Genomic DNA, 16,066 nt, shown 5'->3' with positions numbered 1-16,066 from the left:
GCCATTGCCAGATAGAAAGGCTTCATTCTTCTTCAAATGGTCGGCGCTGGTCGAACGGGGGCGAAGGTAGGGCATCACTCACGCCAGAAAGTCGAGCACCATCCGGTTGAACTTGTCGGCGTGTTCCCACTGAACCCAGTGGCCGCATCGATTGAAAACGTGCAGCTCCGACTTCTCTATGCCCGCCACCAGCCTGAGGCCGGTGTCCATCGGCACGAAGCGGTCGTTGCGACCCCAGACGATCAGCGTTTCGGCGGTGATTTCGTGCAGCCGGTGATCGACATTGGGGAACTGGCGCGGATTGATCGCCAGGCTCTTGACGAAATTTTCCAGGTGGTCGCGGCGCGCCAGAATGTTCTTCAGCCGGGTCTCGAACAGCTCTTCGGTGAGGTCGCTCGGATCGAAGACGAAAACATCCATCATCTTCTTCAGGTTCTCGATGGTGGGATTGCGATAAAGCGCGCCGATTAGCTTGATGCCTTCGGCGGGCTGCGGCGTGAACAGGCTGGTGCCGCCGGTGCCGCCCCCCATCAGGATCAACTTGCTGACCTTTTCGGGATGCGCGAGCGCGAAGGCAACCGCGCTGTGGCCGCCCATCGAGTTTCCGATGATGTGTATCTTCTTGAGCGCCAGTTTTTCGACAAGGCCGTTCAGCATCCGCGCGTTCAGATCGGAGCGGGAGCCTTCGGAGATGACCGTGTCGCTTTCGCCCCAGCCGGGGCAATCCATCAGCACGACGCGATAGCCGGCGTCGGTCAGGGGTTGAATATTGCGATTGAAATTCGCCCAGCCCGTGGCGCCTGGACCGGAACCGTGGAGCATGATCACCGTCTCGCCGCCGAGGCCGGGATCGCAATCATTGTAGTGAATTTTCAACGTGCTGTCGCCGTGGGCGATCTCGGCGAAACGGCTGGTCGCTTCCGCCGTGAATAGCTGGGCCATGAAGTCTCCTCCGGTGATGGCGCTTTCTTCGAGGCGAACCTAACGATCTCGCCCCGGCGTGCGCAAACGGCCAGCCCATGCTGTGCACATTGTGCACGAGGCCGATTTGGCGATTGTCCGGTTCGTTTTGCCTCTGTTAGCCAGTGAAAAGCAGACGACGCGGACCCAATGCTGTGAGGAGCGGCGTTCGCGCACCGTTTTCATGATCGAAGGCCAGCGCCGCGCATGTCGCGGCCGGGACGCAATGTCCAGGAAGCCCGCAGGCGGTTTCCCGGCCGGAACAGTGTTGCCATTTTCAGGGAGGCTTTCCATGGCATTTTCAGATCAATTCGACCCCGGCCCGCAGATTGCCCAGTGCGGCACCGTCAACCTAGGCACGAAAGACATCGAAAAGTCGCTATTCTTCTTCCGCGACACGCTGGGCATGGAAGAGGTCGAGCGCAAGGGCAACGTGTCCTATCTGCGCTGCTATCAGGAACTGGGACATCATTCCCTGGTTCTGACCGAACAGGAAGAGGCCGTCGTCAATGCGTTCTCATTCCGCGTCAAGCGCCCGCAGGATGTCGCGCTGTTCCATGAGGAGCTGACCCGGCAGGGCATCGAGGTTCTCCAGGTTCCGGCCGGCGCCGAAGCCGGACGCGGCGAAGCGATCCGTTTCCTTCTGCCCGGCGGCGGTCATCCGTTCGAACTTTATTACGACATGGAAAAGCCGCTGGCGCCGGAAAGCATGCGCTCGCGCCTGCCGTCCAACAGTTCGAAACGTCGCGGCCTCGGCGTGCGCCGGATCGATCATTTCAACATCCAGACCTCGCCGGACACCATCAATCAGGCCGAAAGCTGGGTGCGCGATACGCTCGGTTTCAAACGCCGCGAGTTTGCCCATCTGCCGAACCGGCCGGGAACCGTGCTGGCTTCCTGGATGTCGGTGACGCCGCAGGTGCATGATCTGGCTATTGTCGCCAACGGCCTCAACAAGACCGCTCAGCTTCATCACATCGCCTTCAACCTGCAGGATTTTTCCGACGTCCTGACGGCGGCAGATACGTTGCGCGATCTCGACGTTTCCTACGGCGTCGGACCGGGCAAGCACGGCATCGGCCAGGCGATGTATCTCTATATCCATGATCCGGGGTCCGACCACCGCGTCGAGCTCTACGCCGGCGGCTACCTGATTTTCGATCCCGACTGGAAGGCGATCGAATGGGAACAGGAAGCCTTTCCCGATGGCATGACTTGGTATGGCGATCCCATCGACACATCGACGGGCAGCCGCGGGCGCCACACCACCGGCTGCGCCGGGCTCTATCGCAACGAACCTGTCCCCGCCCCGGCCAAGTAGTCTTCGACCTTGCGCGCCGCTTCCCGAAGCGGCGCGAGATATTTCTCGGATGCCTGCGACAGGCTCATGGCCGAACGCAGCATCACGACATTGATGCAGCCGGCCACCTTGTCGCCATGCATGACCGGCACCGCGAGCGCCATGATCTTCTGCTCGCGGGTCCAGTCGCCATTGGCAAATGCGTAACCGTTTTTCCGGTAGTCATCGAGCTGCGCCTCGAAGGCGCTCCGCGCCGATGGCTCCGCCAGAAGCGAACCCGGCTGCCGCGCAAGGCCAGCAAGCAGTTTTTCGCGTTCCTCATCCGGACAGAAGGCGAGATAGGCGCGTCCGAGCGCCGTTGTGGTCAATGGCAGGCGACGGCGCACCGTGACCTTGTGAAACGACAGCGGGCTGAAACGGTGCGTGGTCTCGCGCACCTGCATGGAAAGCCCGTCAAGCGTTGCCAGGTCCGAGGGCCAGACCACCTTTACCAGCAGTTCGCCGAGCACGGCGGAGGCTGCTTCCGAAATCCACTCGTCTTCATTGTAGCCGTCGCTCAGGCCGTAGACCCCGGCCGTCAGCCTGTAGCTGTCGTCAGACGTCGACCGGCGCACCAGCCCCTCGTTCTGAAGCGTTTCCAGAAGCCGGCGCACCGTCGTGCGATGCAGCCCTGTCGCCGCGCTCAACTCCCGCACCGTGGCCCACCCGCCCTCGGCCTGGTTAAGCGACCGCAACAAAGCGAGGCCGCGCGACAGACCCTGCACGGTCTTGTAGGGCGTAGGGCTTGCCTCTTCCATTTGGTCCTCCGGAAACGTGCACTATGTGCACATATCTCTCATGATCATTGTTCACTTGGCAAGCCTGCTGGTAGCTCATCTGCATTGCCGGGGCGCGGAGGAGAACGTCTCCCGGACGATGAGACCGAGGAGCCAGATCATGACAATTCCCGCCAGTTCACATCACGATGCCGGTGCGGCGGCTGCGACTGCGCGCGCGACCCCGATGAAGACGCGGGTGCTGATTGCCGGCGCGGGCCCCGTCGGCCTGACGCTTGCCAACTATCTTGGCGGCTACGGCGTCGAGACGATCGTGATCGAGGCGCTGCCGGAGCTGATCGATTATCCGCGCGCCATCGGCATCGACGATGAGGCGATGCGCACGATGCAGGGCATCGGGCTCGCCGACAAGATCGAGCCGCATACCACGCCGCTGCACTGGATGCGGTTTTTGACCGCGAAAGGTCGCTGCTGGGCTTCTCTCGAGCCGAAAACCGACGAGTTCGGCTGGTCGCGCCGCAATGCCTTCATCCAGCCGCAGGCCGACCGGATTCTTTATGAAGGGCTTTCCCGCTACAGCCACGTGAAGGTCCTGTTCTCGACCGAATTCAAAAGCCTGAAGCAGGACGCCGATGGCGTGGTCGCGACGGTGGAAGGCCCGGATGGGCCCTTCACCATCGAAGCGGACTACCTGGTCGGCGCCGATGGCGGCCGGAGTCCGGTGCGCAGCGCCCTGGGACTTGCCTTCGAGGGCAAGACCGCCGCCAACAAGTGGATGGTCGTCGATGTCGAGAACGATCCCGTCGGTACACCCAATCTCTACCTGGTCTGCGATCCGAAGCGGCCTTACGTTTCCGCCGCCCTGCCGCACGGCGTGCGCCGGTTCGAATTCATGGTGATGAAGGACGAGGACGACGCGCATTTCGAGCGCCCAGACGTCATGCGCAGCCTGCTGGCCAAGGTGCTGGAAAAGCCGGAAGAAGCGAAGCTGATCCGCCGCCGGATCTACAATCACAATGCGCGGCTTGCCAATCGCTTCCGCGTCGGGCGGGTCGTGCTTGCCGGAGATGCCGCCCACATCATGCCGGTCTGGCAGGGGCAGGGGTACAACAGCGGCATTCGCGACGCCGCCAATCTCGGCTGGAAGCTGGCAATGGTGGTGAACGGCCGCCTGGGCCCGGATCTTCTCGATACCTATGAGAGCGAGCGGCGCAGCCATGCCAAGGCGATGATCGACCTTTCGGTCATGGTCGGCAAGGTGTTCAATCCGCCCTATGCGTTTCTCGGCACGGTGCGCGATGGCGTCACCTGGTTTTTAAACCTGTTCCCCGCCGTCAAACGCTACTTCGTCGAGATGCGCTTCAAGCCGATGCCGCGCTTTACCGAAGGCGCGCTGGTGCCGAGCCGGGTCAAAAGCAAGGAAAGCCCGGTCGGTCGCCTGTTCATCCAGCCGCAGGTGCGCACGGTCACGGGCGAGGTCAGGCGCATGGACGATCTGATCGGTCCCAATTTCGCAATCCTCTCCTGGGGCAACAATCCGCTGCAATATATGGATGCCGACCAGATCGCGATGTGGCAGGCCCTCGGCGCGGTGTTCATCTGTGTGAAGCCGGACGTGCAGCTCGGCGTCCGGCCCGATGAGGCGCTCGGTTTCGGAACCGACGCGATGAACGGCGTTATCGAGATCGGCGATCAGCAGGGGCGGCTGAAGGAATGGTTCGGCAACTGGCCGGAATCCGTGGTCTTCCTGCGGCCCGACCGCGTGGTGGCGGCAACGGCCACGCCGCTGACGGTGACGGAGGTCTCGCGCTCGCTGGCGCGCGCCATGTCCTATCCCGGCAAGCCGCAGCCGATGGCGCTGGCGAAGGAGGCGTGATCATGGTCGATGCCGCACTGGTCCGGCAACTCGCGGGCGCGCTTCTTGCCGCCGAGGAAACGGCAAAGGCAATCGCCCCGATCCGTGACGCCATGCCCGATGATGGCGGCGAGACCGCCTATGCGGTCCAGCGCGCCAATGTCGAACATTGGGTGGCGTCTGGTCGCAGGATCGTCGGCCGCAAGATCGGGTTGACGGCCAAGGCCGTGCAGGCGCAGCTTGGCGTCGATCAACCGGATTTCGGCACGCTTTTCGCCGACATGATCTATGGCGATGACGAGGAAATGCCGTTTACGCGGGTAATGCAGCCGAAGGCGGAGGCGGAAATCGCGCTGGTGCTGAAGGCTGACCTCCCGGCGACCGATACGACGCTGGTCGAATTGATCCGCGCCATCGATTTCGCCCTTCCCGCGATCGAGGTCGTCGGCAGCCGGATCGCGGACTGGAATATCCGCTTTAACGACACGGTTGCCGACAATGCATCGTCCGGGCTCGTGGTTCTGGGCGGCGTTCCGGTGCCGCTTGCCGGCCTCGATCTCAAGACGCTGTCAATGGCCATGACCCGCAACGGCGAAACGGTTTCGACCGGTTCCGGGGCGGCCTGCCTCGGCCATCCGCTCAACGCGGCGCTGTGGCTGGCGCGCAAGATGGCCGCCTTCGGCACACCGCTTCTGGCGGGCGATCTCATCATGACCGGCGCGCTCGGGCCCATGGTTCCGGTTTCGCCCGGAGACCAGTTTGAGGCCGACATTGAAGGCCTTGGATCGGTTCGCGCCGCTTTCGGCAACAATCGGGACTGAACAGCAAGCCGGCCCGGGTTTCACGGAGGAGACGCGGCTGCCGCATCATATTTTTGAGGAGGAAGACCGAAATGATCAAACGCAGACATTTTCTCGGGGCGGCGCTGGCCGCGACCGCATTGACCGCGGGGCTTCCCGCCTTCGCCGCGGATGATACCGTCAAGGTTGGCGTGGTTCTGTCGCTGTCCGGGCCGTTCAGCATTTACGGCACCCAGATGCAGAACGGCATCGACCTGTTCATGAAGCAGCATGGCGACGAGGTTGCGGGCAAGAAGATCGAACTGATCGTCAAGGATGACGGCGGCATCGCTCCCGACCGCGCCCGCCGGGCCGTTCAGGATCTTCTCGTGCGCGATCATGTCGATGTTCTCGCAGGCTTCACCTTTACGGCGTCAGCCATGGCTTCCGCGCCGCTGGCCGAGAAAACCAAAACGGCGATGATCGTCATGAACGCATCGTCGTCGCATATCACCGATGCCAATCCCTATATGATCCGCGTCGGCCAGACCCTGCCGCAGATCACCGAGCCGGCCGGCCGCTTTGCCGCCGAACAGGGCTATGAAAACGTCTATACGCTGGTGGCCGACATCACCGCCGGTCACGATGCGGAAACCGCCTTCATTCGCGGGCTGACGACCAATGGCGGCACTGTTGCGGGAAGCCTGCGGGTTCCGGCGCAGAACCCGGATTTCGCGCCATTCATCCAGCGGATCAAGGATGCCAAGCCGGATGCGGTGTTCGTCTGGCTGCCGCCGGGCGAGGCGACCATCAACTTTATCAAGGAATTTGACCAGCGCGGCCTCAAGGAGGCGGGCATCACCATGCTCGGCACGGGCGACCTCACCGACGAGCTGACCATCCGCCAGACCGGCGAGGCCGGCCTTGGCGTGGTGACCACCGGCCATTATGCGATGGCGCATGATTCCGACCTCAATCGGGAATTCGTGGAGGCCTATCTTGCCGACAACCCCGATGACCCCTGGCCGAACTTCCTCTCGGTTTCCGCCTATGACGGCATGGCCGCGCTTTACTACGCGCTGGAAAAGACCGGCGGCGATGCCTCGGGCCCGGCCATTGCCGAGGCGCTGAAGGGCACGACGATAGAAAGCCCGCGTGGACCGATCACCATCGATCCGGAAAACCGCGACATTGTTCAGACCATCTATGTCCGCAAGGTCGAGGCGGTCGACGGCAATCTCGCCAATGTCGAGTTCTTCGAGTTTCCCGAGAGCCGGGACATGACGCCCTGAAGCCTGGGGCGGGGCGGCTTTGCCGCCCGCCTTCCTTTTTCGGAGCTTTGAATGGCAGGTAATATTGTCGGCATTCTCTTCGACGGACTGGCCTATGGCAGCTTGCTGTTTCTGGTCGGCGTCGGGCTTTCCATCACCATGGGACTGATGAATTTCATCAATCTGGCCCATGGATCGTTCGCCATGATCGGCGGTTATGCGAGCGTCTATCTGGCCAACAGGGCGGGCATTCCGTTTCTGGCCACCCTGCCGCTCGCCTTTCTGGCCGCCGGGTTCTGCGGCATCGTTGCCGAGCGGCTTCTGTTTCAACGGCTCTACAAGGCCCCGCATCTCGACCAGATGCTGTTTACCGTCGGCTTCGTGTTCTCCTCGATTGCGGCCGCGCACTATTTCTTCGGCGCCTCGCAGCAATTGGTCGCAATCCCGGATATGCTGCAAGGGCAGGTCCGGTTCATGGGCGTTGATTTCGGCAAATACCGGCTGCTTCTGATCGCCTTTGTCGCGGCCGTCACGCTGGCGCTGCACCTGATGCTGTCGAAGACCCGCTTCGGCGCGGAAATCCGCGCCGCCGTCGATAATCAGGATGCGGCGGCGGGCCTCGGCATCAATGTCAATCTGGTGTTTGCGCTTTGCTTCGCGCTGGGCACCGGTCTTGCCGGTCTTGGCGGCGCGCTGGGCGTGGAGGTGCTGGGCCTCGACCCGACCTTCCCGCTGAAATACATGGTCTATTTCCTGCTGGTCGTGGTTGTCGGTGGCGCCGGTTCGATCAAGGGCCCGTTGATCGCGGCTCTGCTCCTTGGCGTTTTCGATGTTGCTGGCAAATATTTTGTGCCGGAAATCGGCGCTTTCATCATCTATGTCATGATGATCGTGCTGCTGATCGCGTTTCCCAACGGACTTGGGGGTAAACGCGCATGACGATCCGTTTTCAGGCCGTTCAGAGGCTGGCGTCGCCGCGGCCGCGCCTTGCCGAAATTGTCTTCTGGCTGCTGCCGGCCGCCCTCTATTTACTGTTCCCCTACGACCGGGCGCTCGCCCTGTCGCTGATGACCTATGCCATCGCGGTTCTGGGCCTCGATCTGGTGCTCGGCTATGCCGGGATCGTGTCGCTCGGCCATGCGGCCTTTTTCGGCATCGGCGCCTATACGGCGGGGCTTCTGTCCGTCCATGGCTGGCGCGAGCCTCTGAGCGGGCTTCTGATCGCAGGCGCGCTGACGCTCGCGATCGGTTACCTGACGAGCTTTCTCGTCGTGCGCGGCAAGGATCTGACACGGTTGATGGTGACGCTCGGCATCTGTCTCGTCGCCTATGAAATCGCCAATCGCATGAGCGGCGTGACCGGCGGCGTGGATGGGCTTTCCGGCATCGAGATGGCGCCGCTTCTCGGCCTCTTCGAGTTCGATTTCTTCGGCAACACCGCCTACTGGTATGCTTATGCGGTCCTCGTGATCGTTTTTGTCGCGCTGAAGTTTTTTGCCTCTTCGCCGCTCGGCCTGTCCCTGCGCGCCATCCGCGAGGGCGTCAACCGGATGCCCGCCCTTGGCGCGTCGGTCAACAACCGGCTGCAGGTCGCCTTCACCCTTTCGGCCGGGATCGCCGGCATTGCCGGCGGCCTCATGGCCCAGACGACGCAGTTCGTCGGCGTCGATTCCCTTTCCGTTACCCGTTCGGCCGAATTTCTGGTGATGCTGGTTCTTGGCGGCACGGGCAGGCTTTATGGCGCGGTGATCGGCACGGCCGTGTTCGTGGTCGCCCATGATTTTCTCAATGATGTCGATCCCGTCTACTGGGAGTTCTGGATGGGCGTTCTGCTGATGGCGGTGGTGTTTTTCCTGCGCGGCGGGCTGACCGGCGGCGCCAGCGATCTGGCGCGCTTCATCGCATCGAAAGGCCTTCCGGGGCTGCGCAAGAGGGAGCCGGCGGAATGAAACACGATACCAGTTTCCTTTCCAAAAGCGCGGGCTTTGCGCTGGCAACCGAGGGGCTGTCGAAAAGCTGGGGCGGGTTTCAGGCCAACAGCGATATAAACTTCGCCCTGCCCACCGGCGCGCGCCATGCGCTGATCGGGCCCAACGGCGCGGGAAAGACCACCTTCATCAACATGCTGACCGGCGTGTTGCCGCCGACCGCCGGCAAGGTGTTCATCGGCGGCGAGGATGTGACGCAGACCTCGCAGGAGGAGCGCGTGCGCAAGGGCATGGCCCGCACATTCCAGATCAACACGCTGTTTCCCAAGCTCACGGTTCTCGAAAGCGTGCTGCTGGCGATACTGGAGCGCAAGGGGCTTACACGCCACTGGTTCCGGCCGCTGCAAAGCCACACGGTCGAGATCGAGGAAGCGCTCGACCTGATCCAGGATCTCGGGCTTGAAAACCAGGCCGGCAGCACGGTCGAGACGCTTGCCTATGGCAAGCAGCGCCTTGTCGAGATTGCGCTGGCGCTGGCGTCCAGACCTCACATTCTGCTGCTCGACGAGCCGGCGGCCGGCATTCCGGCGGGTGAAAGCACCGAGGTTTTCAACGTCATTGCCAGACTGCCCGCCGATGTCAGCATTCTGTTCATCGAGCACGACATGGAACTGGTGCGCCGCTTTGCCGAGCGCATCACCGTTCTGGTTTCGGGCAGGGTGCTGACCGAGGGAACGCCGGACGAGATCATGAGCGATCGGCGCGTGCGCGAAGTCTATCTCGGGGAGGGCGGCCATGACTGATCTTCTGACCCTTGAGGGCGTTTGCGCCGGTTATGGCGAGGCCAGCGTGCTCGACAATATCTCGTTTTCCATGGCTGGTGGCGACAGTATCGCGCTTTTAGGGCGCAACGGCGTCGGCAAGTCGACGCTGATGCGCACGCTGATGGGGCTGACGCGCCATCAAGCGGGTGTGATCCGTTTCAACGGCGCCGATATCACGTCGCTTGCCACCCACAAACGCGCCCATGCCGGTCTCGGCTGGGTGCCGCAGGAGCGGGCGATGTTTCCCTCGCTCACCGTCGAGGAACATCTGACGACGGTGGCGCGGCCGGGGGATTGGGATCTCGCCGCGGTCTACGAGGTCTTTCCGCGCCTCAAGGAGCGCCGAGCCAATATGGGCAATCAGCTTTCCGGCGGCGAACAGCAGATGCTGGCGATTGCCCGCGCGCTGATGACCAATCCGCGCCTGCTGCTGCTCGACGAGCCGATGGAAGGCCTTGCGCCGATCATCATTCAGGAACTGACCGATGTCGTGCGGGGGTTGATCCGCGAGCGGGGGCTTTCGGTGATCGTGGTCGAGCAGCATGCGCGTCTGGCGCTGTCGATGACGGCGCGGGCCATCGTGCTCGATCGCGGGCGGATCGTCCATCAGTCGACAAGCGCGGAACTCCTCGATGATGACGAAAAGCTGAGCCGCCTGGTGGCGGTCGCCGCCTGACCAGGTGGACGAAGGATTGACGGAAAGGACATGTCATGACGGAAAAGATCAAATGCGCGATCATCGGCTCCGGGAATATCGGCTCGGACCTGATGATCAAGGTGATGCGAACCTCGGACGTGATTGAAATGGGCGCCATGGTCGGCATCGACCCGCAGTCCGACGGCCTGGCGCGGGCAAAGCGGCTCGGCGTGGCGACCACCCATGAAGGCATTGAAGGTCTTCTGAAAATGCCGGAATACAGGGATATCCAGGTCGTTTTCGACGCGACCTCGGCGCGCGCCCATGTCTCCAACAACGCCCTCCTGCAAAAGGACGGCAAGAAGGTCATCGATCTGACGCCGGCGGCGATCGGCCCGTTCACCATTCCGGCGATCAATGGCGACGCCAATATCGACGAGCCCAATGTCAACATGGTCACCTGCGGCGGCCAGGCGACGCTCCCGATGGTCCACGCCGTGGCGCGGGTCTCCCGCCGCACCGTCTATGGCGAAATCGTTGCCTCGATCGCCTCGAAATCCGCCGGTCCCGGAACCCGCGCCAATATCGACGAGTTCACAGAAACCACGTCGAAGGCGATCGAGCTTCTGGGCGGGGCCGAACGCGGCAAGGCGATCATCATTCTCAATCCCGCCGAACCGCCGCTGATCATGCGCGATACCGTTTTCGTGCTGTCGCAGGGGGCCTCGCGGGACGATATCGAGCGTTCCGTTGCCGAGATGGCCGAGACGGTGCGTGAGTATGTGCCGGGATACCGGCTGAAGCAACGCGTCCAGTTCGAGGAAATCGGCGACAACCAGCCGGTGCGGATACCGGGTATCGGTCTCGCGACGGGACTGAAGACCACGATCTTTCTGGAGGTGGAAGGGGCGGCCCATTATCTGCCCGCCTACGCCGGAAACCTCGACATCATGACGTCCGCGGCGCTCAGAACCGCCAATCACTGGGCCGCGAAAAACATCAGGGAAAGGGCCGCGTGATGAGCCGAGCCAACAAGGACAAACTCTATATTCAGGACGTGACGCTGCGGGACGGCATGCACGCGATGCGCCATCAATACAGCCTCGACGATGTCCGCGATATCGCCCGCGCGCTGGACCGGGCCGGCGTCGATGCTATCGAAATCACCCATGGCGACGGTCTGGCGGGCTCGACCTTCAATTATGGCTTTGGCCGTCATGATGATGTCGAATGGATCGCTGCGGTCGCCGAGGTGTGCAAAAACGCCGCCGTCACCGTCCTGCTGCTGCCCGGCATCGGAACCGTGCACGAGCTCGAGCAGGCCCATCAGGCCGGCGCGCGCTCGGTGCGGATCGCGACCCATTGCACCGAGGCGGATGTCTCGCGCCAGCATATCGAGGCGGCGCGCGCGCTCGGCATGGATACGGTCGGCTTCCTGATGATGGCGCATATGGCGGAGCCTGCAAAGCTTGCCGAGCAGGCGAAGCTCATGGAAAGCTATGGCGCGGAATGTGTCTATGTGACCGATTCCGCCGGCGCGCTGTTGCCGGATCAGTATCGCGAGCGCGTGACGGCGCTGCGCGCGGCGCTGAAGCCAGAAACCGAGGTCGGCGTCCACACCCATCACAATCTGTCGCTGGGCGTTGCCAATGCCGTTGCCGGCATCGAGGCGGGTGCGACGCGCGTCGATGCCTCGCTTGCGGGCATGGGCGCCGGCGCCGGCAATGCGCCGCTTGAAGTGCTGATCGCTGTCCTGAACCGGATGGAGATCGACACGGGCTGCGATCTGTTCGCGCTGATGGATGCCGCCGACGATCTTGTGCGTCCGTTGCAGGAACGCCCGGTCCGCGTCGATCGCGAAAGCCTTTCGCTCGGCTATGCCGGCGTCTATTCCAGCTTCCTGCGCCATGCCGAAAACGCGTCGAAGACCTACGGCGTCGATGCGCGCGACATCCTGATCGAACTCGGCGAGCGCCGGATGATCGGCGGCCAGGAAGACATGATCGTCGACGTCGCTCTCGACATGCTCGAAACGCGCCGGAAGCATTCGGCCTGACGACGTATTGCGGGGAATACGCCCGCTTTGTTTTCCCAGAGCATTTCCGGTGAACGCCGGAACTGCTCTGTTAGTTTGTTTTGACGCGCGTCCGGACGAAAATCCGGCCGCCACTTTTCCTGGACGCGCTCCAGGCAACAGGGCAGGCGCCAAGGCGGGACGGTGCTCGCATTTGCTCTATCGCGCGCTCTCCAGCGCCAGCCGCGCCTTGCGGTGTTCGGCCTGTACGTCGGGGTCGGGGTCGAGGCCGGCGGCGAGGAGGCGTTGGGTGTAGAGTTCCCGCGGGTTTTCGAAAATCTGGCGGACGGTCCCCTGTTCGACGATCTCGCCGCGCTGCATCACCAACACACGGTCGGCGAAGTCGCGCACCACGGGCAGATCGTGGGCGATGAAGATGAAGGCGATGCCGAGCCGGTCGCGCAGTTCGCCGAGAAGGGCGATCACCTGCGCCTGGATCGAGACGTCGAGTGCGGAGACCGCCTCGTCGCAGATGATCACCTCCGGTTCAAGCGCAAGCGCACGGGCGATCGCGATGCGCTGGCGCTGGCCGCCGGAAAACTGGTGCGGGTGACGCGACGCATGCTCGGGCTTCAGCCCCACCTGCTGCAGCAGCTCGTTCACCCGGTCGCGCCATTGCGCTTTCGGCAGGATCTCGGGATGGATCACCCAGGCCTCGGAGATGATCTGGTAGATCGACATATGCGGGTTGAGCGACTGCGTCGGGTCCTGGAAGACCATTTGAAGGTGACGGCGGACAGCGCGCATCTGCCGGTGCGATTTGGTTAGCAGATCCTCGCCCTTCCAGAGCACCTTGCCGCCGGAGGCCTCCTCAAGCCTGAGGATCAGCTTGGCGACGGTCGATTTGCCCGAACCGCTTTCGCCGACGACGGCGAGCGTTTCGCCGGCATGAAGTTCGAAATCGGCGTTCTTCAGCGCGGTGAACGCGCCGTAGGTCTTGGTGAGGCCTAAGACCTGCAGGATCGGCTGGCGCGCGCTTTCGCCCGTTCGCATCTCGCCCTTGCCGGGGGCTGCGGCCAGAAGCTTCCGGGTATAGGGGTGCTGGGCGTTGTGATAGAGCTCGCGCGGCGTGCCGGTCTCCACGATCCGTCCGCCCTCCATCACCACGGCCCGGTCCGCCGCCTCGGCGACGACGCCGAGATCGTGAGTGATCAGCAAGAGGCCCATGCCGGTTTCCGCCTGCAACTCCTCCAAGAGCGACAGCACCTCCGCCTGCACGGTGACGTCGAGTGCGGTCGTCGGCTCGTCGGCGATCAGGATATCGGGTTTCAGCGCCAGCGCCATGGCGATCATCAGCCGCTGGCGCTGGCCGCCGGAAAACTGGTGCGGATATTTCCTCAACGCGGCCGCGGCGTCGGGAATGCCGACGCGTTCCATCAGCTTCAGGGCGCGTGCGAATGCCTCGTCCTTGCCCTTGCCGTGGCACATCGCCGCCTCGGCGATCTGCCAGCCGACCGGATAGACCGGGTTGAGGTGGCTGAGCGGGTCCTGGAAGATCATCGCGATCCGCTTGCCGTTGATCCGGCGGCGTTCCTCGCTGGAAAGCGTCAGCAGGTCGCGGCCCTCGAACAGCACCTCGCCGCTCACGATCTCGCCGGGCGGGCAGTCGATCAGGTTCATGATCGCCGAGGCGGAGACCGATTTGCCCGAGCCGCTTTCGCCGAGGATCGCCAGCGTCTCGCCCCGGTCCAGATGCCACGATACGTCATTGACCGCATCGACCGTACCGCGCGCGGTGTGGAAACGGACCGAGAGGTTGCGCACTTCGAGGAGGTGGGAACTAGCCATTGGACTTTCCTCCGATTTCGAGTCGCCAGCGCTGGGTCGGGTTCAGCGCGATCCGCATCCAGCTCGAAAGCAGGTTGAGCGACATGGTGGTCAGGATGATCGCAAGGCCCGGCCAGAAGGCGAGCCACCATGCGCTTGTCAGATATTGCCGCCCCTGGCTCACCATCAGCCCCCAGGTGATTTCCGGCGGCTGGATGCCGATGCCGAGGAAGGAAAGCGCGGATTCGGCCAGCATCACGAAGGCGAAGTCGAGCGTCGCGATCGTCAGCAGCGTCGGCAGCACCACCGGCAGGATGTGAAACAGCACGATGCGGAGATTGGACGCGCCCATGACCTGCGCCGCCTGCACGAACATGCGCTTGCGCACTTCCAGTACCTCGGCGCGGGTGGTGCGCAGATAGATCGGGATGCGGGTGATGGCAAGCACCAGCACCAGATTGGCGATCGACGGCTCCAGCACGTAAAGCACGGTCACGGCGAGCAGCAGCGAGGGAAACGACATGATGACGTCGGCAAGCCGCATGATGATTTCGCTGTGCCATCTGTCACGGTAGCCGGCGATGAGGCCGAGCGTGGACCCGATCACCAGCGAGGCGGCGACCGCGCCGGCGGACACCACCATGGTGTTGCGGGCTGCGACGATGATGCGGGCGAGAAGCGGCCGGCCCAGCGCATCGCCGCCGAGCAAATAGAGAAAGCCGCGCTCGAACGAAAACGGCGGCGCGTTGCGGGCGCGCAGGTTCTGCTTCGCGGCAACGCCGTCCAGCAGCAATGGCCCCAGCACCGCGCAGGCCACGATAACGATCAGGAACAGCACGGCCGCGAAGGCGAGCTTGTCGGCCCACAGCATTTTGAGAAAGCGCCGGAAGGCGCCGGGTTCCTGCCGGGCCATGGTCTCGCCGCCGGTTTCTGTGATGGGTGCGCTCATCGGCGGTCCTCAGGTTCGTATGCGCGGATCGAGCACCGCATAGGCAAGGTCGATCAGGAGGTTCATGATGAAGATCGCGATCGCGGTCACCATGATCGCGGCGAGAATGACGTTGAAATCGCGCTGCATGATGGAATCGATCATCAGCTTGCCGACGCCGGGAAAGCCGAAAATGGTTTCCACGACCACGGCGCCGTTCAAAAGCGCGGCTGCCTGATCGCCGATCACGGTGATCACCGGCAGCATGGCATTGCGCAGCGCGTGGACGAAGATGATCGGCCGGTTCTTAACGCCCTTGGCGCGCGCCGTCTTCACATAAGCCGAGCCGAGCGCGTTGATCATCGATCCGCGCACGATCTGCAGGATCAGCCCGAACGGCCGGATGAACAGCACGGCGACCGGCAGAACCCAGTGCCAGGGGGTGCCCGTACCCGAAGTGGGAAGCCAGCCAAGCGTGACTGAAAAGATCACGATGCCGACGATCGCCACCCAGAAATCCGGGGCCGAAGCGCCGATCAGCGACAGGACGGAGGCCGCCCGGTCGAACCAGGTGCCGACATTGAAGGCGGCGATCGCGCCGACCGTGATGGCGGCGGCGGTCACCAGAACCATGGTGATGAAGGCAAGCTGCAGCGTCCAGGCGAAGGCCTCGATGACCACTTCCAGCGCGGGGCGGGCCTTTCGCAGGCTCTCGCCGAAATCGAGCCGGGCGATATCGGTGACATAGTGCCAGAACTGCACCAGAACCGGATCGTTCAGGCCGTGGATCTCGCGGAAGTTCTCGCGCATCGCCTCGGATGCGTCGACCGGCAGGTAAAGCGATGTCGGATCGCCGGTCAGCCGGGACAGGAAGAACACAAGCACGATCAGGACCAGCAGCGAGACGAAGCTCGTCAGCCCGCGTTTTCCCAGCGTTTTCTTCATCGTGTTCTCTCGTTTTTCAAAA

General features: G+C 63.1%; 15 protein-coding genes. 10 read left to right on the top strand and 5 right to left on the bottom strand.

Features of this window, described 5'->3' with window-relative positions:
* Positions 1 to 78 precede the first annotated feature (78 nt).
* Positions 79 to 942, bottom strand: a complete 864-nt coding sequence (locus V6767_RS10810) for an alpha/beta fold hydrolase (protein ID WP_448473499.1) — start codon at positions 940 to 942, stop codon at positions 79 to 81.
* Positions 943 to 1,252: 310 nt separating this feature from the next.
* Here V6767_RS10810 and V6767_RS10805 point away from each other — a divergent pair, with 310 nt between their 5' ends.
* A complete protein-coding gene (locus tag V6767_RS10805) occupies positions 1,253 to 2,281 on the top strand; it encodes a VOC family protein (RefSeq protein WP_448473498.1) in 1,029 nt (342 codons plus the stop codon).
* On the opposite strand, the gene V6767_RS10800 is transcribed toward V6767_RS10805, so the two are convergent.
* Positions 2,245 to 3,057, bottom strand: coding sequence for a DNA-binding transcriptional regulator (locus V6767_RS10800; protein ID WP_448473497.1), 813 nt, complete (start codon positions 3,055 to 3,057; stop codon positions 2,245 to 2,247). The two genes, V6767_RS10805 and V6767_RS10800, sit on opposite strands and share 37 nt — an antisense overlap.
* Before the next feature lie 139 nt (positions 3,058 to 3,196).
* Here V6767_RS10800 and V6767_RS10795 point away from each other — a divergent pair, with 139 nt between their 5' ends.
* The 9 genes from V6767_RS10795 to dmpG all read left to right on the top strand — a co-directional run bounded on the left by V6767_RS10795 (position 3,197) and on the right by dmpG (position 12,386).
* Entirely contained in the window at positions 3,197 to 4,912 is a 1,716-nt protein-coding gene (locus V6767_RS10795; RefSeq protein ID WP_448473496.1) for a bifunctional 3-(3-hydroxy-phenyl)propionate/3-hydroxycinnamic acid hydroxylase, read from the top strand.
* Between the two features lie 2 nt (positions 4,913 to 4,914).
* On the top strand, positions 4,915 to 5,712 hold the full coding sequence (mhpD, locus tag V6767_RS10790) for a 2-keto-4-pentenoate hydratase (protein ID WP_448473495.1): 798 nt from the start codon (positions 4,915 to 4,917) through the stop codon (positions 5,710 to 5,712).
* A 71-nt stretch (positions 5,713 to 5,783) separates the two neighbouring features.
* Positions 5,784 to 6,962, top strand: coding sequence for an ABC transporter substrate-binding protein (locus V6767_RS10785; RefSeq protein ID WP_448473494.1), 1,179 nt, complete (start codon positions 5,784 to 5,786; stop codon positions 6,960 to 6,962).
* Between the two features lie 51 nt (positions 6,963 to 7,013).
* Positions 7,014 to 7,880, top strand: coding sequence for a branched-chain amino acid ABC transporter permease (locus V6767_RS10780; RefSeq protein ID WP_448473493.1), 867 nt, complete (start codon positions 7,014 to 7,016; stop codon positions 7,878 to 7,880).
* A complete protein-coding gene (locus V6767_RS10775; RefSeq protein ID WP_448473492.1) occupies positions 7,877 to 8,890 on the top strand; it encodes a branched-chain amino acid ABC transporter permease in 1,014 nt (337 codons plus the stop codon). Before V6767_RS10780 ends, V6767_RS10775 begins: the two co-directional genes overlap by 4 nt.
* On the top strand, positions 8,887 to 9,672 hold the full coding sequence (locus V6767_RS10770) for an ABC transporter ATP-binding protein (RefSeq protein WP_448473491.1): 786 nt from the start codon (positions 8,887 to 8,889) through the stop codon (positions 9,670 to 9,672). Before V6767_RS10775 ends, V6767_RS10770 begins: the two co-directional genes overlap by 4 nt.
* A complete protein-coding gene (locus V6767_RS10765) occupies positions 9,665 to 10,369 on the top strand; it encodes an ABC transporter ATP-binding protein (protein ID WP_448473490.1) in 705 nt (234 codons plus the stop codon). The genes V6767_RS10770 and V6767_RS10765 overlap by 8 nt, the downstream gene beginning before the upstream one ends.
* Before the next feature lie 35 nt (positions 10,370 to 10,404).
* A complete protein-coding gene (locus V6767_RS10760) occupies positions 10,405 to 11,349 on the top strand; it encodes an acetaldehyde dehydrogenase (acetylating) (RefSeq protein WP_448473489.1) in 945 nt (314 codons plus the stop codon).
* Positions 11,349 to 12,386: a 4-hydroxy-2-oxovalerate aldolase gene (gene dmpG / locus V6767_RS10755; RefSeq protein WP_448473488.1), complete on the top strand. Its 1,038-nt coding sequence runs from the start codon at positions 11,349 to 11,351 to the stop codon at positions 12,384 to 12,386. Before V6767_RS10760 ends, dmpG begins: the two co-directional genes overlap by 1 nt.
* Before the next feature lie 177 nt (positions 12,387 to 12,563).
* Here the strand turns inward: dmpG and V6767_RS10750 are convergent, their stop codons facing one another.
* Genes V6767_RS10750 through V6767_RS10740 form a run of 3 tightly spaced genes read right to left on the bottom strand, consistent with a single transcriptional unit; the run spans position 12,564 to position 16,044 of the window.
* On the bottom strand, positions 12,564 to 14,192 hold the full coding sequence (locus V6767_RS10750) for an ABC transporter ATP-binding protein (protein WP_448473487.1): 1,629 nt from the start codon (positions 14,190 to 14,192) through the stop codon (positions 12,564 to 12,566).
* Positions 14,185 to 15,084: an ABC transporter permease gene (locus V6767_RS10745; RefSeq protein ID WP_448473576.1), complete on the bottom strand. Its 900-nt coding sequence runs from the start codon at positions 15,082 to 15,084 to the stop codon at positions 14,185 to 14,187. Before V6767_RS10745 ends, V6767_RS10750 begins: the two co-directional genes overlap by 8 nt.
* Before the next feature lie 45 nt (positions 15,085 to 15,129).
* Entirely contained in the window at positions 15,130 to 16,044 is a 915-nt protein-coding gene (locus V6767_RS10740; protein WP_448473486.1) for an ABC transporter permease, read from the bottom strand.
* Between the last annotated feature and the right edge of the window lie 22 nt (positions 16,045 to 16,066).

The sequence above is a fragment of the Martelella sp. FLE1502 genome, assembly GCF_053484255.1.
The sequence above is the reverse complement of the archived record's forward strand: the minus strand, read 5'-3'. Positions and strand labels throughout refer to the sequence as shown.

Coding starts and splice junctions, on each gene's coding strand:
- V6767_RS10785 (WP_448473494.1), top strand. CDS start 5,784: ATGATCAAACGCAGACATTTTCTCGGGGCGGCGCTGGCCGCGACCGCA.
- V6767_RS10760 (WP_448473489.1), top strand. CDS start 10,405: ATGACGGAAAAGATCAAATGCGCGATCATCGGCTCCGGGAATATCGGC.
- V6767_RS10775 (WP_448473492.1), top strand. CDS start 7,877: ATGACGATCCGTTTTCAGGCCGTTCAGAGGCTGGCGTCGCCGCGGCCG.
- V6767_RS10740 (WP_448473486.1), bottom strand. CDS start 16,044: ATGAAGAAAACGCTGGGAAAACGCGGGCTGACGAGCTTCGTCTCGCTG.
- V6767_RS10745 (WP_448473576.1), bottom strand. CDS start 15,084: ATGGCCCGGCAGGAACCCGGCGCCTTCCGGCGCTTTCTCAAAATGCTG.
- dmpG (WP_448473488.1), top strand. CDS start 11,349: ATGAGCCGAGCCAACAAGGACAAACTCTATATTCAGGACGTGACGCTG.
- V6767_RS10810 (WP_448473499.1), bottom strand. CDS start 942: ATGGCCCAGCTATTCACGGCGGAAGCGACCAGCCGTTTCGCCGAGATC.
- V6767_RS10765 (WP_448473490.1), top strand. CDS start 9,665: ATGACTGATCTTCTGACCCTTGAGGGCGTTTGCGCCGGTTATGGCGAG.
- V6767_RS10780 (WP_448473493.1), top strand. CDS start 7,014: ATGGCAGGTAATATTGTCGGCATTCTCTTCGACGGACTGGCCTATGGC.
- mhpD (WP_448473495.1), top strand. CDS start 4,915: ATGGTCGATGCCGCACTGGTCCGGCAACTCGCGGGCGCGCTTCTTGCC.
- V6767_RS10805 (WP_448473498.1), top strand. CDS start 1,253: ATGGCATTTTCAGATCAATTCGACCCCGGCCCGCAGATTGCCCAGTGC.
- V6767_RS10795 (WP_448473496.1), top strand. CDS start 3,197: ATGACAATTCCCGCCAGTTCACATCACGATGCCGGTGCGGCGGCTGCG.
- V6767_RS10800 (WP_448473497.1), bottom strand. CDS start 3,057: ATGGAAGAGGCAAGCCCTACGCCCTACAAGACCGTGCAGGGTCTGTCG.
- V6767_RS10750 (WP_448473487.1), bottom strand. CDS start 14,192: ATGGCTAGTTCCCACCTCCTCGAAGTGCGCAACCTCTCGGTCCGTTTC.
- V6767_RS10770 (WP_448473491.1), top strand. CDS start 8,887: ATGAAACACGATACCAGTTTCCTTTCCAAAAGCGCGGGCTTTGCGCTG.